Origin of the sequence: Arthrobacter cryoconiti, from assembly GCF_020905375.1 — a bacterium.
Lineage (GTDB): Bacteria > Actinomycetota > Actinomycetes > Actinomycetales > Micrococcaceae > Specibacter > Specibacter cryoconiti.
The window spans coordinates 1-25,580 of the sequence record NZ_JAJJBU010000024.1 but is presented as its reverse complement, the minus strand read 5'-3'; the positions used below and the strand labels follow the sequence as shown (position 1 = coordinate 25,580).

26 protein-coding genes and 1 tRNA gene are annotated in these 25,580 nt (G+C 58.5%); 12 read left to right on the top strand and 15 right to left on the bottom strand.

All coding sequences use genetic code 11. The features are described 5' to 3' along the window. Positions 1-69 precede the first annotated feature (69 nt). From rplL to LOH53_RS12670, 8 genes are all read right to left on the bottom strand, one after another. Positions 70-444, bottom strand: a complete 375-nt coding sequence (rplL, locus tag LOH53_RS12705; RefSeq protein WP_230068123.1) for a 50S ribosomal protein L7/L12 — start codon at positions 442-444, stop codon at positions 70-72. Positions 445-536: 92 nt separating this feature from the next. Further along, complete coding sequence (rplJ, locus tag LOH53_RS12700) at positions 537-1,103, bottom strand: 50S ribosomal protein L10 (protein WP_230068122.1); 567 nt, start codon at positions 1,101-1,103, stop codon at positions 537-539. Positions 1,104-1,435: 332 nt separating this feature from the next. Then, positions 1,436-2,515 (bottom strand): GNAT family N-acetyltransferase, encoded by a 1,080-nt coding sequence (locus LOH53_RS12695; RefSeq protein WP_230068121.1) that lies wholly within the window; start codon positions 2,513-2,515, stop codon positions 1,436-1,438. Positions 2,516-2,666: 151 nt separating this feature from the next. Beyond that, the gene (rplA, locus tag LOH53_RS12690; protein WP_230068120.1) at positions 2,667-3,374 is read right to left on the bottom strand and encodes a 50S ribosomal protein L1; all 708 of its coding nucleotides are present in this window, start codon (positions 3,372-3,374) and stop codon (positions 2,667-2,669) included. Positions 3,375-3,543: 169 nt separating this feature from the next. Then, complete coding sequence (rplK, locus tag LOH53_RS12685) at positions 3,544-3,975, bottom strand: 50S ribosomal protein L11 (RefSeq protein ID WP_230068119.1); 432 nt, start codon at positions 3,973-3,975, stop codon at positions 3,544-3,546. 130 nt (positions 3,976-4,105) lie between these two features. Next, complete coding sequence (nusG, locus tag LOH53_RS12680) at positions 4,106-4,924, bottom strand: transcription termination/antitermination protein NusG (RefSeq protein WP_230068118.1); 819 nt, start codon at positions 4,922-4,924, stop codon at positions 4,106-4,108. Between the two features lie 91 nt (positions 4,925-5,015). Then, positions 5,016-5,300 carry a preprotein translocase subunit SecE gene (gene secE, locus LOH53_RS12675; RefSeq protein WP_230068198.1) on the bottom strand — a complete coding sequence of 95 codons (285 nt, stop codon included), beginning with the start codon at positions 5,298-5,300 and terminating at the stop codon, positions 5,016-5,018. Between the two features lie 132 nt (positions 5,301-5,432). Beyond that, a tRNA-Trp gene (locus tag LOH53_RS12670) sits at positions 5,433-5,505 on the bottom strand. Positions 5,506-5,752: 247 nt separating this feature from the next. On the opposite strand from LOH53_RS12670, the gene LOH53_RS12665 reads away from it, so the two are divergent. Beyond that, positions 5,753-6,985 carry a pyridoxal phosphate-dependent aminotransferase gene (locus tag LOH53_RS12665; RefSeq protein ID WP_230068117.1) on the top strand — a complete coding sequence of 411 codons (1,233 nt, stop codon included), beginning with the start codon at positions 5,753-5,755 and terminating at the stop codon, positions 6,983-6,985. Between the two features lie 53 nt (positions 6,986-7,038). Here LOH53_RS12665 and LOH53_RS12660 read toward each other — a convergent pair whose 3' ends face one another. Both LOH53_RS12660 and LOH53_RS12655 read right to left on the bottom strand, forming a co-directional pair. Continuing rightward, on the bottom strand, positions 7,039-7,725 hold the full coding sequence (locus LOH53_RS12660) for a response regulator transcription factor (protein ID WP_326832789.1): 687 nt from the start codon (positions 7,723-7,725) through the stop codon (positions 7,039-7,041). 2 nt (positions 7,726-7,727) lie between these two features. Further along, positions 7,728-9,017: an ATP-binding protein gene (locus tag LOH53_RS12655; protein ID WP_230068116.1), complete on the bottom strand. Its 1,290-nt coding sequence runs from the start codon at positions 9,015-9,017 to the stop codon at positions 7,728-7,730. A 113-nt stretch (positions 9,018-9,130) separates the two neighbouring features. On the opposite strand from LOH53_RS12655, the gene LOH53_RS12650 reads away from it, so the two are divergent. From LOH53_RS12650 to LOH53_RS12635, 4 genes are all read left to right on the top strand, one after another. Continuing rightward, positions 9,131-10,471 (top strand): PspC domain-containing protein, encoded by a 1,341-nt coding sequence (locus tag LOH53_RS12650; RefSeq protein WP_230068115.1) that lies wholly within the window; start codon positions 9,131-9,133, stop codon positions 10,469-10,471. A 14-nt stretch (positions 10,472-10,485) separates the two neighbouring features. Next, on the top strand, positions 10,486-10,743 hold the full coding sequence (locus LOH53_RS12645; protein WP_230068114.1) for a hypothetical protein: 258 nt from the start codon (positions 10,486-10,488) through the stop codon (positions 10,741-10,743). Positions 10,744-10,878: 135 nt separating this feature from the next. After that, positions 10,879-11,904, top strand: coding sequence for a 6-phosphofructokinase (locus tag LOH53_RS12640; RefSeq protein ID WP_230068113.1), 1,026 nt, complete (start codon positions 10,879-10,881; stop codon positions 11,902-11,904). A gap of 105 nt (positions 11,905-12,009) precedes the next feature. Further along, positions 12,010-12,774, top strand: a complete 765-nt coding sequence (locus LOH53_RS12635) for a GNAT family N-acetyltransferase (RefSeq protein WP_230068112.1) — start codon at positions 12,010-12,012, stop codon at positions 12,772-12,774. Here the strand turns inward: LOH53_RS12635 and LOH53_RS12630 are convergent. The 5 genes from LOH53_RS12630 to LOH53_RS12610 form a co-directional block, all read right to left on the bottom strand. Next, entirely contained in the window at positions 12,719-14,233 is a 1,515-nt protein-coding gene (locus tag LOH53_RS12630; protein WP_230068111.1) for a DHA2 family efflux MFS transporter permease subunit, read from the bottom strand. The two genes, LOH53_RS12635 and LOH53_RS12630, sit on opposite strands and share 56 nt — an antisense overlap. Before the next feature lie 10 nt (positions 14,234-14,243). Continuing rightward, on the bottom strand, positions 14,244-14,849 hold the full coding sequence (locus tag LOH53_RS12625; protein ID WP_230068110.1) for a PadR family transcriptional regulator: 606 nt from the start codon (positions 14,847-14,849) through the stop codon (positions 14,244-14,246). A 133-nt stretch (positions 14,850-14,982) separates the two neighbouring features. Beyond that, positions 14,983-16,080 carry a CAF17-like 4Fe-4S cluster assembly/insertion protein YgfZ gene (ygfZ, locus tag LOH53_RS12620; RefSeq protein ID WP_230068109.1) on the bottom strand — a complete coding sequence of 366 codons (1,098 nt, stop codon included), beginning with the start codon at positions 16,078-16,080 and terminating at the stop codon, positions 14,983-14,985. A 78-nt stretch (positions 16,081-16,158) separates the two neighbouring features. Beyond that, positions 16,159-16,758, bottom strand: coding sequence for a nitrobindin family protein (locus LOH53_RS12615; RefSeq protein WP_230068108.1), 600 nt, complete (start codon positions 16,756-16,758; stop codon positions 16,159-16,161). 150 nt (positions 16,759-16,908) lie between these two features. Beyond that, positions 16,909-17,643, bottom strand: coding sequence for a permease (locus LOH53_RS12610; protein ID WP_230068107.1), 735 nt, complete (start codon positions 17,641-17,643; stop codon positions 16,909-16,911). A 123-nt stretch (positions 17,644-17,766) separates the two neighbouring features. Between LOH53_RS12610 and LOH53_RS12605 the strand changes: the two genes are divergently transcribed. The 7 genes from LOH53_RS12605 to LOH53_RS12575 all read left to right on the top strand — a co-directional run bounded on the left by LOH53_RS12605 (position 17,767) and on the right by LOH53_RS12575 (position 25,373). Then, complete coding sequence (locus LOH53_RS12605; RefSeq protein WP_230068106.1) at positions 17,767-18,465, top strand: winged helix-turn-helix transcriptional regulator; 699 nt, start codon at positions 17,767-17,769, stop codon at positions 18,463-18,465. A gap of 74 nt (positions 18,466-18,539) precedes the next feature. After that, positions 18,540-19,520 carry a mycothiol synthase gene (gene mshD, locus LOH53_RS12600; protein WP_230068105.1) on the top strand — a complete coding sequence of 327 codons (981 nt, stop codon included), beginning with the start codon at positions 18,540-18,542 and terminating at the stop codon, positions 19,518-19,520. Between the two features lie 52 nt (positions 19,521-19,572). Further along, positions 19,573-21,816, top strand: coding sequence for an RNA degradosome polyphosphate kinase (locus LOH53_RS12595; RefSeq protein WP_230068104.1), 2,244 nt, complete (start codon positions 19,573-19,575; stop codon positions 21,814-21,816). Next, positions 21,816-22,784, top strand: coding sequence for an NUDIX hydrolase (locus tag LOH53_RS12590; protein ID WP_230068103.1), 969 nt, complete (start codon positions 21,816-21,818; stop codon positions 22,782-22,784). Before LOH53_RS12595 ends, LOH53_RS12590 begins: the two co-directional genes overlap by 1 nt. A 94-nt stretch (positions 22,785-22,878) precedes the next feature. Beyond that, complete coding sequence (locus LOH53_RS12585) at positions 22,879-23,697, top strand: thymidylate synthase (protein ID WP_230068102.1); 819 nt, start codon at positions 22,879-22,881, stop codon at positions 23,695-23,697. Next, positions 23,694-24,296 carry a dihydrofolate reductase gene (locus LOH53_RS12580; RefSeq protein ID WP_230068101.1) on the top strand — a complete coding sequence of 201 codons (603 nt, stop codon included), beginning with the start codon at positions 23,694-23,696 and terminating at the stop codon, positions 24,294-24,296. Before LOH53_RS12585 ends, LOH53_RS12580 begins: the two co-directional genes overlap by 4 nt. An 87-nt stretch (positions 24,297-24,383) precedes the next feature. Next, complete coding sequence (locus LOH53_RS12575; RefSeq protein WP_230068100.1) at positions 24,384-25,373, top strand: WXG100 family type VII secretion target; 990 nt, start codon at positions 24,384-24,386, stop codon at positions 25,371-25,373. Positions 25,374-25,580 lie beyond the last annotated feature (207 nt).

Here is a 25,580-nt window from a genome sequence, read left to right as displayed (position 1 = left end):
GATACCCCGCCGGACACAAAGAAGCCCCGCACCAATCGGTGCGGGGCTTCTTTGAAAAAAGCGAGAAGATTACTTGACGGTAACCGTGGCGCCGGCAGCTTCGAGAGCGTCCTTTGCCTTCTCTGCGGCTTCCTTGGTGACGCCTTCCAGAACAGCCTTGGGAGCGGAGTCAACAACGTCCTTGGCTTCCTTCAGTCCGAGGGACGTCAGGGCGCGAACTTCCTTGATCACTGCGATCTTCTTGTCGCCTGCAGCTTCGAGGACGACGTCGAATTCCGTCTGCTCCTCTTCGGCTTCAGCGGCGCCGCCGGCGGGGCCGGAAACTGCAACAGCAGCAGCGGTTACTTCAAAGGTCTCTTCGAAGAGCTTGACGAACTCGGAGAGCTCGATGATGGTCAGTTCTTTGAAAGCTGCGATGAGCTCGTCATTGGTGAGCTTAGCCATGGGTGGCGCTCCTTCTGTATTCTTGGCCCTATCGGGGCCAAATCTAATATCCCTTGTCCTGCTGGACCCGGGGTAAAACTATGGGGTAGAGACTAAGCCTCGGTTGCTGCTGTTTCTGCGGCCGGAGCCTCGTCAACAGGGGCAGCAACTTCCGCGGGAGCCTCTTCAACAGGGGCGTCTTCGGCAAGCTTGACTCGCAGGGCCTCGATGGTGCGCGCGACGGCGGCCATCGGAGCCTTGAGGATGCCGGCAACCTTGGCCAGCTGCAGCTCGCGGGATTCCAAGGCAGCCAGTGCGGCAACCTGGGAAGCATCCATGGATTTGCCTTCAAAGAAACCGGTCTTGATAACCAGCGCTTTGTTGTTCTTTGCAAAATCCGTCAGGCTCTTTGCTGCCGCAACAGCGTCACCCTTGATGAATGCAATCGCGGTGGGGCCGGAGAGCTGACCGTCGAAAGCATCAACACCAGCTTCCTTGGCCGCGATGGCAGTCAGAGTGTTCTTAACGACCGCGAACTTGGTGTCCTGGCCGAGAGAAACGCGCAGCTCCTTGAGCTGAGCGACGGTGAGCCCACGGTATTCGGTTAGGACTGCTGCGTTGGAGTCTGCAAAATCTGCTTTGAGCTCCGCAACTGCTGCCACTTTTGTTGGCGTTGCCATAACCCTCCTTCCGGGAATTGGTGCCGGTCTGTTCGGCCCTGCCCTGTAGCCTCCACAAAGGGAAGCGAATCAGGACAAACAAAACGCCCCGCACAGATGTACGGGGCGTTATCCGCAGCGTATCGACGGATTTTCTTCCGTCGTTCCACGTTGCGTAAGCTTTGTGCACCTGCGTTGGCCGTCCTGCATGAGGACTTTCGAATGAAAACTTCTCCTGATCCATGTCACAGGGCACACGCTGTGCCTGTTACATGGGGATGGTTTCCATCGACCGACGGTCTTTGGTTATTCCAGTGTAGATCCAATGAGCCGCTGGTTCCAAATCGGGGAAACTACAGCACGTTCTCCAAGTTCTTTTGCCATTGACCGGTGATCCCCGCTGGGGCAAATCCCAGCTTTGCATTGACGGAAAGCATGTATTCGTTGTCCGCCGCGTTCCAGGTATACACAGTGCCGACGCCTGGAAATTCTCGCGCCAAGAGTTCCAAGTTGGCCACCTTAATGTCAAGGCCGAGTTCGCGCCCGCGGTGATCAAGCTGGACCACAGTCTCATCTTGAAACGCGATGTCAGCACGGGCACCCAAGACAGAGATAGAGGTGAACGCCACTAAATGTCCCGTCGCGAGGCATTCGGCCGCACTGACCAGTGTGTGGCGTCCAGTCTGTAGCGACAACTCCTCAGACTCGCGCAACTTGGTCTCATCCCAGATTTCACCCGCTTCACCATTGTTACCCGTTGAGTTCTCCAAGCGGACAAAGTCTGCCGCCCAGCGCTTCGGACAACGGTCCGTCCATTGGTGGAGTGCATATCCGCCGCCGTTGGCTTCTCTGGCCCACTCACTCAGCTTCTTCGCTCCGGCAGAATCCAGCGGAACAGCGCAGGAACTGAACTGTTCCACCCGTTCGAGCCCATAGCCGGCGTTGTGCGCAAATCTTGCTTCCCTACTGCTGACAGGCAACGATCCAACCCCACTGGCAGCCGGAAGCGCGTCTTCATCGACGTGCCCTAGCCAAGTTGCCGCATGGTTGGTCTCCACCATGACGATCCTTCGGTTTTCCCCGCGCACAAAAACTTCTGCCGCCTCAAGGAGCTCCCGACCTAGTCCGTGTCCCTGCGCTGACGGGAGCACGTCCAGTGTCACGTGGGCCAGGTCAGTTTCCTCGTCCAACGGCATGGCAATTCCTGCACGGGCAACGATTTCCCCGTCCAAACGGGCGATCAAAGCCACGTACCACTCGTAGGGATCGTGGCACAGGGCCAGCATCTCCTCGGCAGTGTAGGCAAGGTCATCGTTGCCCCAGGTCTCGATCCGGACTGCCCGGGAAACCTCGACGGCACTGCGAAAATCTCCAGCGCTCTCGCTGTCCAACGCGTCTGGAACGCGTAGTTGCTCAATACGAATCTCGCTCATTGTCTCTCCCCGTGAGCCCTTAGCCCTGATAGTCACCAGGTCCGCTGTTCTTGGAGTGTTGACCTCGGTTCGTGATCAACTCTAAGCAAAAAGCGAGGGGCTGGTGTAGCTATGCGCTACACCAGCCCCTCACGTAAGTCAGGTTTCTAACTTAAACCTCGGTAACAACTTTGGTTGCTGCGGGATCAATCGAGATACCCGGGCCGAACGTCGTGGTGACGGTAGCCTTCTGCACGTAACGGCCCTTGGAAGCAGAGGGCTTCAAGCGAAGAACCTCTTCCAGAGCAGCCCCGTAGTTCTCGGCCAGCTTCAGAGCGTCAAAAGACACCTTGCCGATGATGAAATGCAGGTTGGAGTGCTTATCAACGCGGAAGTCGATCTTGCCGCCCTTGATGTCATTCACGGCCTTGGCCACGTCGTTGGTCACGGTGCCAGTCTTCGGGTTCGGCATGAGGTTACGCGGGCCCAAGATCTTGCCCAAGCGCCCCACCTTACCCATGAGGTCCGGGGTAGCAACGGCTGAGTCGAAGTCGGTCCAGCCGCCCTGGATCTTTTCGATCAGGTCGTCTGTACCCACGAAGTCAGCGCCGGCTGCGAGAGCAGCTTCGGCACGCTCACCCGTTGCGAAAACGAGGACGCGGGCGGTCTTGCCGGTGCCGTGCGGCAAGTTGACGGTGCCACGGATCATCTGATCCGCTTTGCGGGGGTCAACTCCCAAACGGAAGGCGACCTCTACTGTGGCGTCAAACTTGGACGGGTTGGTGTCCTTGGCGAGCTTGATGGCCTCGAACGGTGCGTATACTTTCTCCGCATCGATCTTGGCGAGGGCTGCCTCATATGCTTTGCTGCGCTTTGCCATGCTGCTTGGTTCTCCTTGTGCAGTTGTGGTCGTGAGGACCGCGCGGGCCCTGCCACTGTCGCCGCCGGTAGCCACATAACTGTGCGTGCCGGCGTCGCTCTTTATGATTTTTATTGATGTCCGCGGCGCATGAGCACTGCGAACGGTAAAGCAAAAGCTATGAAAAGACTTACGCTTCGACGGTGATACCCATGGAGCGGGCTGTGCCTGCGATGATCTTCTCGGCGCCTTCAATGCTGGTGGCGTTGAGGTCAACCAGCTTCTGTGTGGCGATCTCGGTGACCTGCGCCTTGGTCAGCTGAGCAACCTTGACGGTGTGCGGGGTAGCTGAACCCTTGGCGACGCCTGCAGCCTTTTTGATGAGCTCTGCAGCCGGCGGGGTCTTGGTGATGAATGTAAATGAACGGTCTTCGTAAACCGTGATTTCAACGGGGACTACGTTTCCGCGCTGGGATTCTGTTGCAGCGTTGTACGCCTTGCAGAATTCCATGATGTTCACGCCGTGCTGACCAAGCGCGGGACCGATGGGCGGTGCCGGGTTAGCGGCGCCTGCCTGGATCTGCAGCTTGATAAGGCCGGTGACCTTCTTCTTGGGAGCCAATGTAGGGTCCTTCTCTCAATATCTTTTCCTAGGACGACGGAGCGCGTCCAAGGTGGGTGGCCGAATGGCGTCCGGCCGGACGCTGTGCAGTACAAAAGCTGTGTGCTGCCCAGCGAAATCAGTGGGACAACTAGATCTTAGAGACCTGGTTGAACGCGAGCGTGACGGGGGTTTCACGCTCGAAGATCGAAACCAGCACAACCAGCTGGGAGGACTCGGGCTTGATCTCGGAGATCGTTGCGGAGAGAGTCTCGAATGGACCGTCTCTAACGATGACGGCCTCACCAACCTCAAAGTCGATCTCAGCATCGATCGGGTCGTGACGTAGCGGGATACCGCTTTCTTCTGCCTGCTGCTCCTCAAAGATGGGGGCAAGCATGGAGAACACTTCGCTCAGGCGCAACGGAACCGGGTTGTGCGCGTTGCCTACGAAACCGGTAACACCAGGGGTGTGACGGACAACGCCCCAGGAGGCGTCTGTCAGGTCCATGCGAACAAGGACATAGCCGGGGATGCGCACGCGATTGATGACCTTGCGCTGCGCGTTCTTGATCTCCACGACTTCTTCCATGGGGACCTGAACTTCGAAGATGTAATCTTCCATATTCAGCGACAAGCTACGGGACTCAAGGTTGACCTTGACGCGATTTTCATACCCAGCGTAAGAATGGATGACGTACCAGTCACCTTCTTGGCGCCTCAGCATTGCCTTGAATTCCTCGGCGGGATCTACCTCAGGCTCAGTCGACACAGCATCAGCATCAGCATCAGCATCAGTTGATTCTGCATCCTCATCCGTTTCAGGCACCTGGTCAGGCTCATTTTCCGTTGAGTCGTCAGCTACAACGTCCTCCACGGGCACATCAAGGTCAGCACTGATGGCAGCATCAACAACCACAGTGTCCTGATCCTGCTCACTGAAAGTTGTCTCGGGCTCCTGCTCAGACACGAATTTCCTGCTTTCCTTGTGCGTTACTTAAATGGCTCAAACCGTCCCCGAAGATAATGCTCATTTTACGGGGCCGGCCAAAGTCGAGCTTTTACTGCTCCACGGAGACGTTACCGCCAAAGACCCACAGCACGGCCTTGCCGAAACCAAAGTCCAAGACGGTGACGATCCCCATTACGATTGCCACGAATACAAGTACAACGACCGTGTAATTGACCAACTCCTGGCGAGTGGGTGTCACAACCTTTTTCATCTCACCAATGACTTGGCGGAGAAAGATCGCTATGCGCGCAAAAAGACCGGGCTTGCCAGCTTTTTTGCCAGAGCGGCCTTTGGAGCGGCTTGCCGCAGATTCGGTCACCACTGCCTCACTCATCACTTGTTGGGAAACACCCGGGCAAATAGCCCGATACCGTGCCTTATTCATGTTATTCGTGCATGTTATTCGCCAGACGGAGACGGGTTTGGTTCGTTACTTGCTCTGAACCAAACCCTCTACGCCTAAACGCAGGGCAGACAGGACTCGAACCTGCAACCTGCGGTTTTGGAGACCGCTGCGCTACCAATTGCGCCACTACCCTTTGAAGCTTCACAAGAAAGCTCGCGGCGCTTTACGCCATGAGCAATCTACCGTCTCGAGTCGCCGAATTCCAAACCGACGCCGGACTTGAAGCCCGGTTTCAAGGCGTGATTCATCATGGTGTTTTTGCACCAAGAGTCCATTCTACGCATTCATTGTCCTGTTCGTCGAACCAAGACCGGCAAGCGCCTAAGCTGGAGCGTGACGAAGTTTCTCCACTCACGCCTCCTTTTGAAGAAAGTGTCTTGATGTCTGCCGAACTAACAGCTGACCACGCCACCGGGCGCCGTATCAGCGCTCGAATCTCCGCCATTGCCGAATCCGCCACCCTAGCTGTAGACAGCAAAGCCAAGGCTCTTAAGGCCGCCGGCCGTCCGGTCATCAGCTTTGGCGCCGGGGAGCCGGACTTTCCCACCCCCGATTACATCGTCGAGGCCGCCATCGCCGCGGCCCGGAATCCCAAGTTTCACCGCTACTCTCCGGCTGCGGGACTCCCCGAACTAAGGGCCGCCATTGCGGTTAAGACTCTTCGCGATTCCGGTTACGCCGTCGATCCCGCGCAGGTTGTTGTCACCAACGGCGGCAAGCAAGCCGTCTACGAGTCCTTTGCAACCCTGCTCGACCCAGGCGACGAGGTCATCATTCCGACGCCGTACTGGACCACTTATCCGGAGGCTATTCGGCTAGCGGGCGGAGTTCCCGTGGAGGTTTTCGCCGGACCTGCGCAGAACTACCTGGTCACGGTGGATCAGCTGGAAGCGGCTTTGACCCCGAGAACCAAAATTCTGCTCTTTGTTTCCCCATCCAACCCCACAGGCGCCGTGTATTCCCCGGAACAGACTCGGGAAATCGGACTGTGGGCTGCCTCTAAGGGCTTGTGGGTCCTCACGGACGAGATCTACGAGCACTTGACATACGACGGCGTACCGTTCACTTCGATTGCTACCGCCGCCCCCGAGCTTGGCGATCGTGTGGTCATCCTCAACGGCGTGGCCAAGACCTACGCTATGACCGGCTGGCGGGTTGGTTGGATGATTGCCCCCCTTGACGTGGCAAAAGCCGCCACCAACATGCAGTCGCACGCAACCTCTAACGTTGCCAACGTCTCACAGATGGCCGCCTTGGCCGCAGTTCAGGGACCGTTGGACGCCGTGGACACCATGAAGGTGGCGTTTGACCGCCGCCGCAAAGCCATGGTGGCCGGGCTCAACGCCATTGAAGGCGTCGTCTGCCCCACCCCGCACGGCGCGTTCTACGCATATGCAGATGTTCGTGCCTTACTAGGACGCGAGGTTGGCGGGATTCGTCCAGCAACCTCTGCTGAACTCGCGGCGCTGATCTTGGAGAAGACTGAAGTTGCCGTAGTGCCTGGGGAAGCTTTCGGTCCCAGCGGCTACCTGCGCCTTTCTTACGCTTTGGGAGACGACGACCTCGCCACCGGTGTTGGGCGTCTGGCCGAGTTCCTGGGAGCCGCCAAATAATGTGTGCGGCACGGTGTCCAGGCCAGAGTTATTTCGCTGGTCTGGACACCGGGTTAGAGTAAGCGGCGCTCGGCGGCCCAGCGGGTCAGTTCGTGACGAGAAGAAAGCTGGAGTTTTCGCAAGACCGCGGAAACATGGGTTTCCACTGTCTTGATGGAGATGAATAGCGCTTTCGCCACTTCTTTGTAGGAATAGCCACGGGCGATAAGTCGCATGACTTCCAACTCTCGAACGGAGAGCTTATCCAGCTCATCTTCCACGGCGACCTCGGAAGTGCCGAAGGCATCCAGCACAAAACCAGCTAGTCTGGGCGAGAAAACAGCGTCTCCCCCGGCCACCCTTCGCACGGCGTCCGAAATCTCCGCTCCGGAGATGGACTTGGTGACGTAACCACGTGCACCTGCGCGGATCACGGAGACCACGTCCTCTGCCGCGTCGGAGACACTGAGCGCCAAAAATTTAGTGTGCCCCAACTGTGCAGTGCACCCGGCGACGACTTCCCTGCCACCTTGGCCACGGCCTCCGGGTAAGTGCACGTCCAGCAACACCACATCTGGGGCTTGCGCGGTAACGGCCGCCACGGCTTCTTCTACGGTGGACGCCTCGGCAACAACCTGGATATCAGCGTCGAGATCAGCCTTGAGCCCCGAGCGGAAAATGGCATGATCATCCACAATCACAACCCTGATGGCCGCTGCAGCTTCGGTCGGTGGTCCTGTCAGGTTCGCTGAGTCTGGCACGCTCACTTCATGTCCTCCATGGTTGGTTCGCCGATAGGCAGATAAAGGCGCACTTCCGTCCCTTCCGATGAACTCATGATCCCCGCCGTGCCACCATTGCGTTGCATGCGTCCAACCACAGATTCGCGCACGCCGAGCCTGTCGGCAGGCATGCTTTCCACATCAAAGCCGGAACCACGGTCCCGCACAAACACTTCCACACCCTTGACTCCGGCCTCAACATAGACTGAAACCGTTGTGCCCCCGTGCCGCACGCCATTCAGCACCGCTTCGCGAGTTGCCTGAACCAGCGGCTGTCTTTGCTCGGTCAGTTCCGCATCTCCGACGGCTACCACTTCAACTGCCAGTCCGTGCAAGTCCTCAATTTCTGCACACACGGACTTGATGCGTGCCACCAACGCACCGCTGGTCTCGTCGGCGTCGTGGTAAATCCACTCACGTAGTTCACGTTCTTGCGCCCGGGCAAGACGCGTGACATCTTGCGGGGAATCAGCCCGTTTTTGGATCAATGCCAGCGTCTGAAGCACTGAGTCGTGTAGGTGAGCCGCAATCTCAGCCCGTTCCGTCTGTCGAATCCGTCCCGTTCGCTCCTTCTGAAAGTCCCTCCAGAACTTCAATGCCCACGGCGCCAAAACGAGCCCCACACCAGCCAGCACTGCAAGCGACGCCATCGCCGAGGACCACGCTAGCGACCACGATCCCGAACCGCTAACGGCTATCAGCACCCCGGCAATCACCAGCCCTATGCCGGCACTAAACCTCACTATTGCCAAAGGCGTCCCAATGTTGGCTGCGTTGAGTAGCCCAGCTCGTCGGGTCGCGTCCAGTTGCATCCAAGCCAATACCGCACCAATGCCTATCACCGTTATCGGAATCAAAGTACCAACGTTGACGGTCCGGATCAGTGGCCCGCTAAACAAGGCGAAGGCAGCGACAACCAAGACCGCTCCCACCATAATTTCCCGGATACCAAGTGAGCGTCCAGCCTGCGTAGCCGTAGCTTCTCTCGTATCGGAATTGGCGATGAACGAGGATTCTGGTGCCGGACGGAAGAGTTTCAGATAGGGGGTGCCATCCGCGTCCAGCAACGGTGTCCCGAGCGATTGTTCCTCACCTTCCAAAGGCACCAGAATCCACAGCCACGCATAGAAGACCACCCCGGCACCAAAGACGAAGCACGAAGCTGCCATGATGGCGCGGACGAGCCCTACGCGCAGACCAAGGTGTTCTGCCAGGCCAGCACAGACACCGGCTACTCTGCGGTCCGTGGACCGGTACATCTTTGGGCTCATGGTCCAATCCAAGCACGACGGCGGAGCTTCGGCGCGATTTCTTGGCCCATATCAGGGTTCATTCAGGGTGCACCCCGATAGCGGTGAACGCCGTCAAGCGGCACGATTGAATCATGAAAGACACTCCTCACGATCAGCAGCCACCAGATCCCGACCCAATTCAGCCGCCGCCGTTTGCCCCACCTTCCAACTCCCCCGACCAGCAAGACTTTGCTCCGGGGATGGCGCCCCCGCGCGAAGACAGCTCGAAGTTCTTCGTATGGTTACGTTCGTTAGGGATTCTCCGTGGAAACAACCGCTGGGTAGGCGGAGTGTGCAGTGGTCTGGGAGAAAAGTGGGGAATCGACCCGGTAATTTTGCGTGGACTGGCCGTGGTGCTCACCCTTTTCTTTGGGTTCGGCCTCCTTGCCTACGGCGCGGCCTGGGCCCTCCTGCCCGAACCTGATGGCCGCATTCACGTTGAACAGCTCTTCCGTGGTCACTGGTCCACGGGTATGACCGGAGCAGCCTTATGCATTTTCTTGGGCACGGTGGGCCCCGGACAAAGCGCTTGGAATGGCAACAGTGGCTGGCTCCCGTGGCCGCTATTCTGGATTGCCGGGATCGTGGGGCTTATCGTGTGGGCCAGCAACCGAAAAAAACGCTCGGGCGCCCAAGCCTCAGGGCAACATCCCGCTTTTGCTCCATCTGCTGGCAGCAAAGCGTGGGAAGGCCAGGATTGGTCCTCTCCCCCTGCCGGCCCCTACCGGTCTGCTGGTCCGAGCCGGGATGCGTGGCATGAGATGAAGCCCGCATTCAAGCGTGTCCCGCGGATGGGGGCGGACGCCAGTTGGCTCTCCGTCGGTCTTGCCGTCGTTGCAGGTGCCTTGGTCCTGATCTTGGATGCGTCCGGGATTCTTTCTCTGAACCGGTACTCCCTGGCCGCAGCAGCAGCCGTCGCGGCCATCGTCGCGGGGTTGGCCATCATGGTTTCCGGTTTTCGAGCTCGGAGCGCCGGCGGAGTGGGTGCTTTTGCCGTCGTCGCCCTCCTGATTGCCACAGCTCTGAGCGTCGCTCCGACCACGGGATCTTGGAGCGTCTTGTCGAAACACTCGTGGACTCCCACCAGTGTCAGCGCAGCCCACGACGGGTTCTCCATGGTGTTGACACGCGCCACCATAGACCTGACCGGGATCAGCGATCCAGCCGCCCTTACTCAGGACGTCAACATTCCCTTGGAGTTGGCTGGTTCCCGGGTGCTCATCAACGTTCCCACGGATATTCCAGTAACCATCAAGAGCGATCTAGCCGGCGCATCGGTGCACATCCAAGACCAGGCAAGCAACGCCGACAGTTCCGTCAAACAAAGTAGCAGTACGTATCTTAACCCCTCAGCTACGGGCTACGGGCTGGTGGTGACTCTGTCCGGATTCGCTGGCAAGGTCACAGTAGCCACGGTTGGTGCGAAACAATGAATATGGAGCCGAATATGAGTACTGGCGAACAGCCCATCAATATCCCCGACATCCCCGACCCGAAGACCAACACACCCCTTGGTTCCACCCATAAGGTGCGAGTCGGCACCATCGTCTGGGGCGCCGTCGTCGTTATCCTTGGTGTCCTTGTAATTCTGTCCAGAGCAACAGGCCTTTCCCTGCCTCCCGGCCAAACAGCAATGTGGCTCCTTTTTGGTGCTGGAGTCGCCATGGTCGTTGGAGGTGCGATTCATCTGTTGACAAGAAGGTAATATGCGCGGCTAGGCATGTAACAGTAATGCGTGTAAAAGTTGCCTCCGTCACATGGTCGTCTAGACTGGCGTAGACACGGAGCTCAATGGTGCGCCCGAAACCCATTGAACCCTCCCTCGAAGGAATCCCCACACATGAAGATTGGTATCCTCACCAGCGGCGGCGATTGTCCCGGACTCAACGCTGTGATCCGCGGCATCGTACTCAAAGGCATTAAGGTTTATGGCCATGAATTCGTAGGCTTCCGCGATGGTTGGCGCGGCGTCGTCGAAGGCGACATTATGGATCTGCCACGCCAAATGGTTCGCGGCATCTCCAAACAGGGCGGTACCATCCTTGGCACGTCCCGCACCAATCCTTTTGAAGGCAACGGCGGCCCCGATGTCATCAAGGCGCACATGGAACGGTTGGGCATCGATGCGCTGATCGCGATCGGTGGTGAAGGCACTCTTGCTGCGGCTCGACGCCTCACAGATGCCGGGCTCAAGATTGTAGGTGTTCCCAAAACCGTTGACAATGATCTTGACGCCACTGACTACACCTTCGGTTTTGACACCGCAGTGCAAATTGCCACGGAGGCGATCGACAGGCTGCGCACGACCGGCGAATCTCACCACCGCTGCATGATCGCTGAAGTCATGGGCCGTCATGTGGGCTGGATTGCGTTGCACGCGGGGATGGCCACGGGCGCCCACGCGATCTTAATTCCTGAGCAGAAGACCAGCATTGAGCAGATCGCCGAGTGGGTCCGTGAGGCCCACGATCGCGGCCGTGCACCCCTAGTGGTCGTGGCGGAAGGCTTTGTCCCCGACCACCAAGACTCGGCACACTCCGAACGCGGTCTGGACACGTTTGGCCGCCCCCGTCTGGGTGGCATCAGCGAGCAGCTGGCCCCCGAGCTCGAATCCCGCACCGGCATTGAAACCCGTGCCACTATCCTTGGCCACATCCAGAGAGGTGGTGTTCCTTCCAGTTTTGATCGCGTATTAGCCACCCGTCTCGGCATGGCAGCAGTGGACTCCGTGGTAGAGGAACGCTGGGGCACAATGGTCTCGCTCAAAGGCACCGAAATTGAGCATGTTCCCTTTGAAGCAGCCTTGGGTAACCTAAAAATCGTCCCGCAACATCGCTATGACGAGGCAGCCATCCTGTTCGGCTAGCAGCGCCAGACACGGAAGCCAAACGCGGGTGGGCCCACACGCCCGAGGGACCCAGACCGGCGCGCCAGCGCCGGTCTGGGAGGGCGTGGGGACTAGCGTTGGTACATGAGTTTCGATTACAGCGCAGCGCCAATTGTCCGCCTAGCTTGGGAACGCGGCCTGGGCCTGCCCAAGGGTGCATTGGTCAGTGGCACGGACAGCGCGCGTATCACGGCGGAGCGAGAGAACGGTGGGCTAACTTTTCTCAGATTGTGGAACCAAGCCGTCCTGACCGGCCCGGCTCCTTTGTTGCAAGCTGCGTCGGCTTTCACGGATGATGAGCTTAGTGATCACGCAACGATGTTGCGCCTGAGCCGGGATTCCGGTGGGCGGGGCGGGGGCACCCAGACTCTCTACTACGCTGACGACCTCCCGCTACGCCAACCGGCCAGCACAATCACGGTCTCGCGCGGAAACCCGGAGGCCGTGGCTTTGGAGGCCCTGTGCCCACCAGATGACGTCAACGACGTCGGGCTCAGGGACCTACCTTACAAGTTCACCCTCATGGACGTCACCGCACAGGACTTCCAAGCCGATCACGACGGGGAGGATCCAGTCGGCGACGGCAGACCAATTGCCACCAGCGCTTATGCCGAATACCAGGGATTGCTGGCCCACCTAAGGACCTTGGTGGCCCCGAAACACCGCGGTCAAGGATTCGGTCTGCTAGCGACGAACATCGCCGCCCACGAGGCCCTCGCAGATGGGCTAGTCCTGCAGTGGCAAGCTGACCTCAACAACGCCGCAGCCCACACCCTCGCGATCTCAACCGGATTTAGTGTTGCTGGCTTGCTGACTTCAGTTGCTCTGGCGCACCTTCCGGGGCACTAAATCCGGCGTATATGGCATCCACGGCACGCGGCCTTGCGAAGAACGCAGCCGCTACGCCACCTAGAAGCACCACTGCTGCCGGCAAGATCATGGACTGTCCCATAGCCGTGGAAAAGCCTGCCTGAAGGAACTGAGGTAGCTGTCCGCCCGCTCCGCTAGCACCTGCAGAGGCACCAGCTGGCATTTCGGCACTGAGCCTAGCCGCAATCAAAGCTGCAATGGCAGCCGAGCCCAACACGGAACCGATCTGTCGGGTGGTGTTGTAGATTCCAGCTCCGGCACCAGCTTCGCTAGGCCCTAGGTTGCGTGTCGCTGTGGTGGACAACGGAGCCCAAATACCAGAGCTGGCTATACCCAAAAGCCCGCTGGGCAGGAGGAACAACCAGATAGGGGTACTTGGATTCATCAGCGACGACGTCCACAGTAAGGAAACGGACATAAGAATGAATCCTACGACTGCTACCGATCGGGGATTGACGCGGTCAACGAGCTTGCCCACGAACGGAGCCAAGACACCTGAGAACAGAGCCATGGGTACCATCATCAGGGCCGACTGCGTGGGTGTCATGCCCCGGACTAGCTGGTAGTAGAAGAACAACGGCAGGCTCATGGCAGTGACGCTGAAGCCCATGGTGGTAATGGACGCGTTGGCAAGGGAGAAGTTGCGCACTTTGAACAAGTGCAACGGCACCAGCGCTTCACCCTTGGTAACAGCCTGCCAGACAACGAACAAGATGAGGAAGACCACACCTGCAATGATCATCGACCAGACCGAGAGCGGACCGGCGATAGTGCCCCAGTTGTATTTTTCCCCTTCCTGGATACCGAAAACGAGTAGGAACAGACCAACGGAACTGAGAGCAACACCGAGCAGATCGAATTTATGATCATGAGTTTTTAGACTGGGCACTAGGCGCCAGGCCATGGCGAACGCAACGATGCCCACGGGTACGTTGACGAAGAAGATCCATTCCCAGCCCAAGCCGTCCACCAGCACTCCGCCGAGGATAGGTCCGACCAACATTGCAACTCCAGCTGTGGCGCCCCACAGACCCATGGCGGGGCCGCGCTTATCCGGGGCGAAGATGCGAGTGATCACTGCCATTGTCTGCGGCGTCATCATGGCCGCACCAAGCCCTTGCACGGCACGGGCAAGGATCAGCATGCCGATATCGCCGGAGAATCCACACCACAGCGAAGATAGCGTGAAGACGCTCAGACCCACCAGGTACAGGTTCTTCGGACCGTATTTGTCACCCATCCGGCCCGTGACCAACAACGGGACGGCGTAGGCCAGCAAATATGCGCTGGTCACCCAGATAACGGAGTTAATATCAGTGTGTAGGCCCTCCATGATCTTCGGATTGGCCACCGAGACGATGGTTGAATCGACCAGAATCATGAAGAAGCCTAGTACCAGCGCCCATAGCGCTGGCCAAGGTTTTGCCACGGTTTCCATGCTGTGTTCCTTAAAGTTCGCTGTGTTTCATTAAGTCATTGCTCTTGTGTGGCTGCCAGGGGAGCGCCCCGGTGGTGATGTCAGCGCGAAGCTGCTCGATCCAACGAATCTCGGCCCGGGTCAGGGCTTGCTGATAAGAGGACTCAATCCAAAATTTCATTGGCACGCTCTTGTCTTGCATTTTTTTGGCGTCCCCATCTAATTCGTTCAGGTAGGTTCCCAACTCCACCAGGCGGCTGTGCAGGAGTTCAACCACGACGCCGGATGGCAGGTTATGAGCTTCGGCGACAGCTTGCGGAAAACTGGGGTATTCGCTGGCGCGTCGAGCCAGCAATTCCTTGAGTCGATGTTCCAGAGCCTCACGACCCGCCGGGAGGATGGCGTAACTGGTCCGCTCTGGCCGCTTTCCTTCCCGCTCCGTACCCACGGCATGGATCAGATTCGCCTCCGCGAGCCGCCCGACGGTGTGGTAAAGCGTTCCCGGCTTGACCTTGACCAGGCGGTCCTGACGACGACAAATCAGCAACTGGTACATCTCGTAAGGATGCATGGAACGCTCAGCCAACAAACCAAGCGCAGCCATCCCCAACGATGTCAACTGTTTATCCCGAGCCAACCCATCCACCTTCCACCGACATAGCCGCTATCCCTAAAGGATTATTCCAGGTGGACTACTTGGGGGCAAGAAACCGCACCATATTTGTTAATAAGTTTTCTAGCTCGAAACCACTGCCGGGGAACGCGTTAGCTCAACGAGGTGCACGAAGAAACCCTTTGGCTCGCCCCACTACCTGTCCAGCGTCGGTGGCCACAATCGTTTCTTGGGCTGCCACGTACTTTTCGTCGGAATCGTTCACGGTCAGGACAACATCTGTTTGTACGGTCCGCTTGATCAGGGCCAGTGCGATCGGACCCATCTCATAATGCTGAGCAACAGATGTCACGACACCCACCTTCTTATCACCGGCGAATACCTCGCTGCCCGGCGCTGGGATGGTGTGCTGAGAGCCATCTAGCTGCAAAAAGACGAGCCGACGGGGCGGATGCCCAAGATTATGGACACGGGCCACCGTCTCCTGACCCTTATAACAGCCCTTGGACAAATGCACAGCTGTTCGGAGCAGGTCAAGCTCGTGCGGAATGGTCTTCTCATCTGTCTCAGCACCAAGGCGCGGACGCCAGGCGGCGATTCGCAAGGCCTCAGCGGCCCATACACCCGCCAACGGACGATCCCCTACCATGGCTACCAACTGCGTTGCAGGCACAAGATACTCATGCCAGGGCCTTTCCAGTCCCGGATGCTCAGCTTCGTCAATGGCTGCGTAGCTATAACCGCCTTCCCCAATGTGCGGCCACGGGTCGGTCCATTTGAGTAATTTATCCCAGCCCTCCACCTCATTGACTGAACCCACTACGGCCCAGTCTTGAGAAACGTCAGCAATCTCCACGCGGAGCATGAACTTCATTGAATTCAGCCACTGCGCAAGCGGCTGTGCCTCTTGTGTTTCCACAAGCAACCACGTGGTGGCCCCGTCGTCTACGACCCTCGCCAAAAAATCGATTCGACCCTGAATGCTGAGAAATAGCAGTTCAGTCCCGACATTTGCTTTCAAGCCGGTGAGACTCTGGGACGAAAGTGTGTTGAGCCAACTGAGCCGGTCTTCTCCGGTCACCGTAACGACTCCCCTGTGGGAAAGATCCACCACGGCCGTTCCCGGCCGTCCGTTGTACCCAGCCAGCGCTCTCTGCTCTCGGTTCGGGTCGCCATAGTGGGCAGCCACTCCGGCATCAAGACCACCAGCCTGGACGGCACCGTGGCGGGATAGCAGGGGACTCAGATAGCTCATAACAGGTTCAACACCTTCACTGGATGGAGTATTCCGTGCAATCGGCAAAGGAGAGGGCCTGCAGTCAACGGGAACGTTTTAGCGAACCTTGTGTAAAGCAGCAGAGGCGTGAGCTGCCAGAGACTTGCCGTCAGCGGCAATATCCCAACGCCAGAAAAGGTCACCATTAACCAGGCCGAAGATCCGGGTTGCTGCCTTGTAGTCCTTTGATCCGGCGCCACGCATGACGGCGTCCGTTGACAATTGAATTTGAGGGCCTTTAATGCTGCCGTAATAAAGTTCGCAGATACCGCCTGGATGGACGATTGTGGCAACGATGTCAAAGCCGTCATCTGCGTTGCGCAGAGCTTCGACGTCGTCGGCGGTCCGCAACGCAGGCACGATGTCCGCAGGAGTCAATCCCGGTCCACCATCGGCGTCGTTCAGGGTACGGTCCAGTTGCCAAAAACCGGTCTCCACGGAAAGTGGGCGCAAAACTACGCCGTCTTGATCCGTAAGAAAAGTTTCTGCGGTGTACCTCAGATATGGCAGACCATTGGAGGAAAACGTGGCTGTTTGGGAAAAATATTCGTCATCACCCTCACCAGCCCCCAGCCGGCCAGAACCGGTCCAAGTACCCAGCAACCATGACAGCGGGACGAGCTCGGGTGTCAGATCTGTGGGGATTTCAATGGCCACGGCAGTTTACTGCTGGCCCTTGAACAACCGCCACACCACAAGAGCCGCAAACCACGCCATGGTGATGCCGGCAAGTACCAGTAGGCAGATAAAGAAAATTTCTAAGGCAAGTACGCTCATGGTGTCATCCTACCGTGATCCGCGGCGCTGTCAGGTCAACAGCAGCCTGTCCAGGAAATAGACCAGTGCTCCAAGGGCAAGGACAGGCGCTAATGCGGCCGCGCTGGCACCGCCCATGCCTCGCAAGGGTCCAGAAAGTGTGCGCAGACGCCGAAAACTTGCGATCACGGCCGCCACCAGAACTCCCAATACAGCGGCCGGGATGATCCGCAGATCCGAAAAGAGCAGCGCCGCAAGGGGACCAGCCAACGCTGCCAACGCCATCGCCAGAAGTGATGTGACCCGATCCGGCCACGGCAGCATACAAACGACCAAGGCCACCAGGGCACTGATGGCTGTAATCAGTGTCATGCCTGGGTCGCCGAGGAACCGGTAGGAGCCGACCCAGCCGCCCGCGAAACCGGCAACTGCCACGCCGGCACCGGCTCCAAGGGTGGACTCAAGCCGGTGGGATTGACCCGTTCCACGGATAATCTGGACCACCATCACAGCGCCAAACCCGACAGCGATCAAGAGCGGCGTCCAGACCAAATAGTTTGAATTCCCACTCAGCCCTGCGGTCAAGGCAGATCCCGCGCCCGTGGCAGCAATGACCGTGCCAAGCGTCTTTTTTGCCGGGATGCCCAAATAATGCGGCCAGCCATAGCCAAACACGGCGCACAGAATAACCACCACGACCACCACACTGCCGAGGCCAAGGTAGTGCCCTGCCACGATGGCTGCGAGCGCCACGATTCCCACGAGTCCTACAATTGATGACTTCACACTTCAATCCTGCCTTATACCGCGCTGTACACTGTGAAACAACCTGCGGCCGGTGCGTTGCCAGTAGCGGGTTCCCTGTGGTTCGTCGCTCAAAGATGCGCATCCCGCACTTTGGAGGAAGTCATGTCGCAGATACTCATGCTGACCGGTAACCACGGAAGCTCCGTGGAGATTTTGCCTGCTTTGGGCCTGTTGAATCACAGCGTGCACATCCTCCCGGCGGTCCCCACAGCCCTGCTCGACGCCAGACCGTGCGAGCTCATTATGGTTGACGCGCGCAAAGATCTGATCGGTTCCCGCTCCCTAACACAACTTCTCCGCGCGACCGGTATCAGCGTCCCGCTGCTTCTGGTCCTCACTGAGGGCGGAATGGCGGCCGTTTCGGCGTCGTGGGCAGTAGATGACGTGATCATCGATTCGGCGGCCCCTGCAGAAGTCGAAGCCCGCATCCGCCTTGCACTGACCAGGGCCGCCGGTGGCGATGAGCAGACCCATACGGAGATCCAAGCTGCCGGTGTAGTCATTGATGAAGACAGCTACACGGTCCGGGTACACGGCAAAGCGCTGAACCTGACATACAAAGAGTTTGAGTTACTGAAGTATTTGGCGCAGCACCCCGGCCGGGTCTTCACCCGAGCCCAACTACTCAACGAGGTCTGGGGCTATGACTACTACGGGGGAACGCGGACCGTGGACGTGCATGTGCGGCGCCTACGCGCCAAGCTGGGGTCCGATCATGAAAGCCTCATCAGCACGGTGCGCAATGTGGGCTACCGGCTTACGATCACAAAGATGCCCAACGACGAATTAGCCGACGCCTAAGCAAGAGAAGCATCAAATGCCCATTCGCCCCGAGTCTCTCGCATTGTGAGCCATGGGGCCACTAGGCTGTTCTCATGAGTGCAGCAAAGACCGAACGTTGGCCAGTGACGGTAATTACGGGTGCCCCCGAACCCGATACCTTGCGTGAAATCATAGATCTGGTTAACGCTGCGGAAGACCAAGACGGCAACCCTCCCCTGTCCGAGCAGACTCTCGTAGAACTCAAGTCGGACTCGGCGGGGCCTCACAACGTCCTCGTGCTCCTGACACATGCGCCCGAAGAAAAGTCTCCCACTGAAGGCGAAGATCTTGCCGCGGTGGCCGTCGTCGTACTCAACGGCAGCGAAGGCGTGCTGGAGATCGTAGTCCACCCCAACTATCGCAACGAAGGCGTCGGCGCCATGGTCGTGGACAAACTTCTAGAGGTGCGCGGCCTGCAAGGTATCAAAGCCTGGTCTCATGGCGATCATGAAGCCGCCGCAGATCTCGCCGCGAGCTACGGGTACCGTGCCATCCGGGATTTGTGGCGCATGCGCCTGGTCCGGCCAGCCGGAGCGGAGGTTCATCGTGAAGGGAACACGTTGCCAACGCCTAAGGGCGTACATCTGCGCACTTTTGTCCCGAACCAGGACGAGGCACCATGGTTAGCGGCGAACGCTGCCGCCTTTGCGCATCACCCCGAACAGGGCGCCATGACGTTGGCGGATTTAAGTGCCCGGATCGATGAGCCATGGTTTGATCCGGCCGGATTCTTTTTAGCCGTCAATGATGCCGATGAGATCCTCGGCTTCCACTGGACCAAGGTCCACCCCGCACGTTCTGGCCAGTGCACCCTGGGTGAGGTTTACGTTGTGGGCGTCATTCCGGCAGCACAGGGGCTGGGCCTGGGCAAAACGTTGACTTTGCAGGGCATTGAGCACCTCCAAAGTCGTGGCTTGCACTCCATCATGTTGTACGTCGATGCTGACAATGAGGCCGCCGTCGCTCTGTACCGCAACTTGGGCTTTACCAAGTGGGATTCGGATGTCATGTACGGACCGATGTCCGCCTCATAAGGGCCGGCTTGTAATGTTGAACCCAAGCAGCCCCGATCATGAGGATTTACCGATGAAACGCGAATACACGGGACAGTCCGGCAGTTCAGCCCCCTTTGGGCGGGACCGCTTTGGCACTGGCGAAGCCCAATCAGCCCGGGCCACCCAGGACAGGATCGAAATCCCGGAGTTTGAGCCGAACGTCATGCCAGAGGGGCCCATAGGCCCCGACAGATTCCTGGACCGGGAACTGAGCTGGCTGGCATTCAACGCACGCGTACTTGAGCTGGCCGAGGACCCGGAGACGCACCTTCTGGAACGCGTGAACTTTCTCTCTATCTTTGCCTCCAATCTGGACGAATTTTTCATGGTCCGCGTGGCCGGTCTCAAACGTCGCATTGCCACTGGACTCGCCGTTCCGTCTCCAGCAGGCCTTAGCCCCATTGAGGTACTGGAACAGATCAGCGAGGCAGCACATCAACTTCAGGCCCGTCATGCCTACGCCTTCGCCAACCAGATTCGCCCCGCGTTGGCGTACGAACATATCCATTTAGTTCACTGGGACGAGCTTGACGAAAGTGCCAAAGCACAATTGAGCCGGATGTTCGGCGAGAAAATCTTCCCGATACTCACCCCACTTGCTGTTGACCCCGCTCACCCTTTCCCCTATATTTCGGGGCTCTCGCTGAATCTGGCCGTGGTAGTCCGTAACCCGGTGAGTGACAAAGAACTTTTTGCTCGTTTGAAAGTACCGGACTTACTGGACCGGCTGGTCAGCGTCGATGGCCCCCGTGCCGGGACTGTTCCTGGACGCGTAGCGCGCTTCATCCCGCTAGAAGAGGTCATTGCACAGCACCTTGACCAGTTATTTCCGGGCATGGAAGTCCTGGAGCACCACACCTTTCGTGTTACCCGCAACGAGGATCTTGAGGTCGAAGAAGACGACGCCGAGAACTTACTCCAAGCGCTGGAGAAAGAACTGTTGCGACGGCGCTTTGGCCCGCCAGTTCGCCTCGAAGTCACCACGGACATCAACCCAAATATTTTGGCTTTGCTCGTGCGTGAACTCGACATCGAAGAGTCAGAGGTTTATGCCCTCCCGGCTCCGCTGGACATGCGGGGTCTGTCCATCATCGGCCAAATAGACCGTGCCGACCTGCGCTATCCCAAACACCTGGCCCATACTTCTCGCTTCCTCAATGAATCAGAGACGTCCAAGGCCGCCAATGTGTTCGCTGCCATGCGACGCCGGGATATTCTCCTGCACCACCCCTACGATTCCTTCTCCACCTCCGTCCAGGCTTTCTTGGAACAGGCTGCCGCGGATCCCAAGGTCCGGGCCATCAAACAAACCCTGTACCGCACCTCCGGCGACTCCCCGATCGTTGACGCCCTCGTCGACGCTGCCGAAGCCGGAAAACAAGTCTTGGCGCTGGTAGAGATTAAGGCTCGTTTTGATGAACAAGCCAACATCTCTTGGGCCCGGAAGCTAGAACAGGCCGGCGTGCACGTTGTCTACGGCATCGTGGGACTCAAAACTCACTGCAAGGTTTCCTTGGTCGTCCGTCAGGAACAGGACGGACTACGCCGCTATTGCCACATCGGCACCGGCAACTATCACCCGCGCACTGCCCGCTACTACGAGGACTTGGGCCTGCTCACGGCTGACAACCAGGTGGGCGAGGACCTTTCAACACTCTTTAACCAACTTTCCGGGTACGCGCCGAAGTCCAACTTTGAGCGGCTTCTGGTGGCACCACGCTCCGTGCGCTCAGGGCTGATCGAACGCATCGACAAGGAAATCGCGAACCAGCGAGCCGGGATACCAGCAAAAGTACGTATCAAGGTCAACTCCATGGTTGATGAAGCGATCATCGATTCCCTGTACCGGGCATCGCAGGCAGGTGTGGATGTGGGAGTGATAGTCCGCGGCATCTGCTCGTTGCGTCCGGGCGTCCCGGGGCTCAGTGAGAACATCACAGTCCGCTCCATCTTGGGACGGTTCTTGGAGCACTCACGGGTTTTCACCTTTGCCAATGCCGGGGATCCAATCGTGTACATCGGTTCAGCGGACATGATGCACCGCAACCTTGACCGCAGGGTGGAGGCTCTGGTGCAGCTGGGCAACAAGGACGACATCGCTGACATTAACGATCTGCTTGAGCGCTACCTTGACTCCGAAACCTCCAGCTGGCACCTAGATAATGACGGCCAGTGGACCCGCCACCATCAAGACAGCGATGGCAATCCACTGGGGGACGTCCAGTCATGGCTGCTGGCCAGCCGTTCCCGTGTGCGCACTGCCCTGCACCGGTAATGCGTACGACAGAGCACCTTGACGACACCGCGGACGACGGCGGCACGGGCGTCTCCGTGTACGCAGCCGGAGCGCTGTGCTGGCGGGTGAAAAAGAAGAAGCTCGAGCTACTCATAATCCACCGCCAGAGATACGACGATTGGTCATGGCCCAAAGGCAAGCTGGATAGGGGCGAAACCCTCGCCGAGTGCGCCGTACGGGAAGTGTGTGAGGAGGTGGGGCTGCCCATCACCTTGGGCATTCCGCTGCCCTTTATTCGCTATGCAGTCAAGCCCGGGATCAAGGAGGTGCACTATTGGGCCGCTGCCGTCGATGACATGCCACCCATGCCAGACGGTAAGGAAGTGGACACGGCCGTCTGGTGCAGCCCCAACAAGGCGCGCGGGCTCCTCTCCAATCCTTCGGATGTGGAGCCGCTTGACTTCCTCGTGGAGGCGTTCGAGGCTGGCACGCTAGCGACCTGGCCATTGCTGATCATCAGACATGCCAAATCCAAGCCTCGATCAGCCTGGACCCGGGCCGAAGGGGAACGTCCCTTGGCTGCTACCGGGAAGCGGCAGGCGCTGTTTCTGCAACGGCTGCTGATGTCCTGGCACCCGGTAAAGATTCTCACGAGTGGATGGCTGCGCTGCATTGCAACCATTTCCCCTTACGCCCAAGCAACCAAAGCCAAGGTGAAGGTAGTCCCAGCATTGACTGAGGCGGATCACAAACGCAATCCGGCCAAGGTTACCGCCGTGGTTGAGCGGCTGTTAGCCAAGTCGACTGCAGCGGCGCTGTGCACACACCGGCCTGTGCTGCCCACAGTGTTGGCGGCCCTGGCAACCCACATGGGCCCTGAGCTGGCGGCAAAATTGCCGTTCTCCGACCCGCATCTAGCTCCGGGCGAAGTTTTGGTGGCCCATGTTTCCATCGCCGAACCTGGTGCAATTGTGGCTCTTGAACGGCACAAGCCGTACGAGGATTAGGTCTCAATCAAGGGTTGTTTCAGCGGCGCTACGGCGTTTGACTCACTGCTTCCCCGGCAGGCAAAGCAGTGAAGTTCACCGCTAGACTATCTGCGTGACTATTTTGACCCCGTATGAGGACCTGCTCCGCGATGTCTTGGCCAACGGCCTACAAAAGTCGGACCGCACAGGGACCGGCACACGTAGTGTTTTTGGCCGCCAGCTTCGCTTCGATCTCGCATTGGGCTTCCCACTGATCACCACCAAACGAGTGCATTTTAAGTCCGTGGCCATGGAACTGCTTTGGTTCCTGAGCGGCGATTCAAATGTGCGCTGGCTCCAGGAAAATGGTGTGAAGATCTGGAACGACTGGGCGGACGACGCCGGAGAATTAGGCCCCGTCTATGGAGTCCAGTGGCGCTCATGGCCCACACCGGACGGACAGCACATCGACCAAATCACTGCGGTCATGGAATCTTTGCGGCAATCCCCCGATTCTCGCCGCCACATTGTGTCGGCTTGGAATGTTGGTGAGTTGAAAAACATGGCGCTCCCCCCATGCCATGCTTTCTTCCAGTTCTATGTGGCTCCCACCAAAGACGGCCGCGGCAAGCTCAGTTGCCAGCTCTACCAGCGTTCCGCGGACACCTTCTTAGGAGTTCCCTTCAATATTGCCTCCTACGCGCTACTGACCATGATGATGGCACAGCAACTGGATATGGAGCCGGGCGAATTCATCTGGACCGGTGGGGATGTACATATTTATGATGACCACGTAGGGCAGGTCAACGAGCAACTTTCCCGCGAGCCCTACTCGTCTCCACAGCTGCGCTTCTCCCGCAAACCAGACTCTATTTTCGATTACACCTTTGCGGACTTCGAGTTGGTCAACTACCAACATCACCCCACCATCAAGGCGCCGATTGCCGTATGAGTGATTCCACGCCAGTGCCAGAGCTTTACAGTTTCAACCAACCAATTGTCGGTATGATCTGGGCCCAGACCGTTCAGGGAATCATCGGCGCTGACGGCGGCATGCCCTGGCATCTCCCCGAGGACATGGCCCACTTCAAGCGCGTCACTTCGGGCCACCCAGTGGTCATGGGCCGGCGGACCTGGGAATCATTCCCGCAGAGGTTCCGCCCGTTGCCGCAACGCACAAATATTGTGGTGACCCGCCAGCAGAACTGGGCTGGTACCCCTGACGCGGCTGGCGCCGTCGTTCACTCCGATCTAGCCCAAGCGCTCGTGGAGGCACAGCGTTCTCCTGGCTGCGAGGAGGTATGGGTCCTTGGCGGCGGAGAGGTCTTTCGGCAGGCCATGGGCGATTGCAACGTTGCCGTCATCACCGTTATTAATACAGATGTACCAGGTGACACGCAAGCTCCCACATTGGGCCCGGCGTGGACGTTCCGAGGCGCCACGCCGTCCGAAGGCTGGCACACATCCAAGAATGGCACAGAGTACCGTTTCACCCTGTGGGCCAAAGGTTCCGGCGAACTTCGGGCAGCGGAGTCAGCCATGGGGAGTTGACCCCATGGCCGCCATGCTTGCCCCCGTTTAGACTCAAGTAAAATAGTGGTTGCATCGCCAACCCCCATCTGAGACACCGGAGTGAGAATGTCTGAAATGCTTGGAGCCGACGTTGAGCAGCTACGCGCACTCGCTAAGGACTTCTCTGGAAATTCCCAGAAACTCAAGGCGCTGCAAATGACCATCGACGGCGCGGTAAACCAGTTGCCGCGCTACTGGCAGGGCCCTGACGCACAGCGTTTTGCCCAGCACTGGCGAGGTCAACAGCGCGGCGTCATCTCCCGAGCCGCCCTCATGCTGGAAACAACAGCCGGAGACCTCAGCCGTAACGCCGACGAACAAAAACAGGCCAGCTCCTCTGCCAGCTTGAGCGCGGGCGGCCCCGGCGGTGGCATCCCAGGCGCAGGCGGTCCAGGCTCCGGCGGGAAGACACCAGCCTTCCAGCTAGGTCCGGATTGGCTGGCAGATGAGAAGTCACCGTTCAGAAATGGATGGAATGCCTATAACTGGGCAAAGCTGATCCCCAACATGCGTGCTGGTATTTTCGACACGGCCTCGATGCTCACCAAGGCCAACCGGGCAGGGTTTTTCTCTAAAGAAGCTTGGAAGGCTTTCCAAGCCCGTAGCGCCTTCAGCCAGTTCGCTAATATGTCCTCGGACCTTTTTGACGGCAGTTGGAACAAGGTCTTCAGCCTGGCTGAAGGCTCCAAGGCCTCCAAATTCTTTAACGTGGCTGGCAAGGGCTTGGGTGTTTTCGGCGCCGGGCTGGATGCGCTGGACAGCTTCAACGCCTTTTCAGAAGGCAAGACCGCTGACGGATACTACTCCGCCGTCAAGGCTGGCCTCGGGCTTGTTAGCTTAGCTCCACCGCCGGTGGGCACGGCAGCCGCAATTGCCAGCGGCGCCCTGTTCCTCTATGACAACGTCCCTGTCATCCACGATTCCGTCAACTACGTCGGTGGAAAGATAGCTGATAGCGCAGTAGCCGTGGGCGGTGCCGTGGCCGATAGTGCAGTAGCCGTGGGAGACGCAGTATCCGACGGTGCCAAGAACGTCGCCAAGTTCTTTGGCTTCTAACAACAATTCTTTGGCTTCTAACAACAAGGAGATAAGACTTTGACTCAAGCAACCACTGCGGAACATGCCGCGAGTGAACAAGGATTCCCTGACGCCATCGGCTTCGGTTTTGCGGAGCTCGTGGCCCTGTTGAACCTGGTCCGCGGCGAGGCAAGCACTGCCAGTGCTGCAGCGCTGCGCATTGAGGCCGAGCTCAATGACGACAAA

What these genes read in the sequence shown, in the direction of transcription:
- rplL (WP_230068123.1), bottom strand. Translation starts at nt 444, where the DNA reads ATGGCTAAGCTCACCAATGACGAGCTCATCGCAGCTTTCAAAGAACTG.
- rplJ (WP_230068122.1), bottom strand. Translation starts at nt 1,103, where the DNA reads ATGGCAACGCCAACAAAAGTGGCAGCAGTTGCGGAGCTCAAAGCAGAT.
- LOH53_RS12695 (WP_230068121.1), bottom strand. Translation starts at nt 2,515, where the DNA reads ATGAGCGAGATTCGTATTGAGCAACTACGCGTTCCAGACGCGTTGGAC.
- rplA (WP_230068120.1), bottom strand. Translation starts at nt 3,374, where the DNA reads ATGGCAAAGCGCAGCAAAGCATATGAGGCAGCCCTCGCCAAGATCGAT.
- secE (WP_230068198.1), bottom strand. Translation starts at nt 5,300, where the DNA reads ATGAGTGAGGCAGTGGTGACCGAATCTGCGGCAAGCCGCTCCAAAGGC.
- LOH53_RS12665 (WP_230068117.1), top strand. Translation starts at nt 5,753, where the DNA reads ATGTCTGCCGAACTAACAGCTGACCACGCCACCGGGCGCCGTATCAGC.
- LOH53_RS12655 (WP_230068116.1), bottom strand. Translation starts at nt 9,017, where the DNA reads ATGAGCCCAAAGATGTACCGGTCCACGGACCGCAGAGTAGCCGGTGTC.
- LOH53_RS12650 (WP_230068115.1), top strand. Translation starts at nt 9,131, where the DNA reads ATGAAAGACACTCCTCACGATCAGCAGCCACCAGATCCCGACCCAATT.
- LOH53_RS12645 (WP_230068114.1), top strand. Translation starts at nt 10,486, where the DNA reads ATGAGTACTGGCGAACAGCCCATCAATATCCCCGACATCCCCGACCCG.
- LOH53_RS12640 (WP_230068113.1), top strand. Translation starts at nt 10,879, where the DNA reads ATGAAGATTGGTATCCTCACCAGCGGCGGCGATTGTCCCGGACTCAAC.
- LOH53_RS12635 (WP_230068112.1), top strand. Translation starts at nt 12,010, where the DNA reads ATGAGTTTCGATTACAGCGCAGCGCCAATTGTCCGCCTAGCTTGGGAA.
- LOH53_RS12630 (WP_230068111.1), bottom strand. Translation starts at nt 14,233, where the DNA reads ATGGAAACCGTGGCAAAACCTTGGCCAGCGCTATGGGCGCTGGTACTA.
- ygfZ (WP_230068109.1), bottom strand. Translation starts at nt 16,080, where the DNA reads ATGAGCTATCTGAGTCCCCTGCTATCCCGCCACGGTGCCGTCCAGGCT.
- LOH53_RS12605 (WP_230068106.1), top strand. Translation starts at nt 17,767, where the DNA reads ATGTCGCAGATACTCATGCTGACCGGTAACCACGGAAGCTCCGTGGAG.
- mshD (WP_230068105.1), top strand. Translation starts at nt 18,540, where the DNA reads ATGAGTGCAGCAAAGACCGAACGTTGGCCAGTGACGGTAATTACGGGT.
- LOH53_RS12595 (WP_230068104.1), top strand. Translation starts at nt 19,573, where the DNA reads ATGAAACGCGAATACACGGGACAGTCCGGCAGTTCAGCCCCCTTTGGG.
- LOH53_RS12590 (WP_230068103.1), top strand. Translation starts at nt 21,816, where the DNA reads ATGCGTACGACAGAGCACCTTGACGACACCGCGGACGACGGCGGCACG.
- LOH53_RS12580 (WP_230068101.1), top strand. Translation starts at nt 23,694, where the DNA reads ATGAGTGATTCCACGCCAGTGCCAGAGCTTTACAGTTTCAACCAACCA.
- LOH53_RS12575 (WP_230068100.1), top strand. Translation starts at nt 24,384, where the DNA reads ATGTCTGAAATGCTTGGAGCCGACGTTGAGCAGCTACGCGCACTCGCT.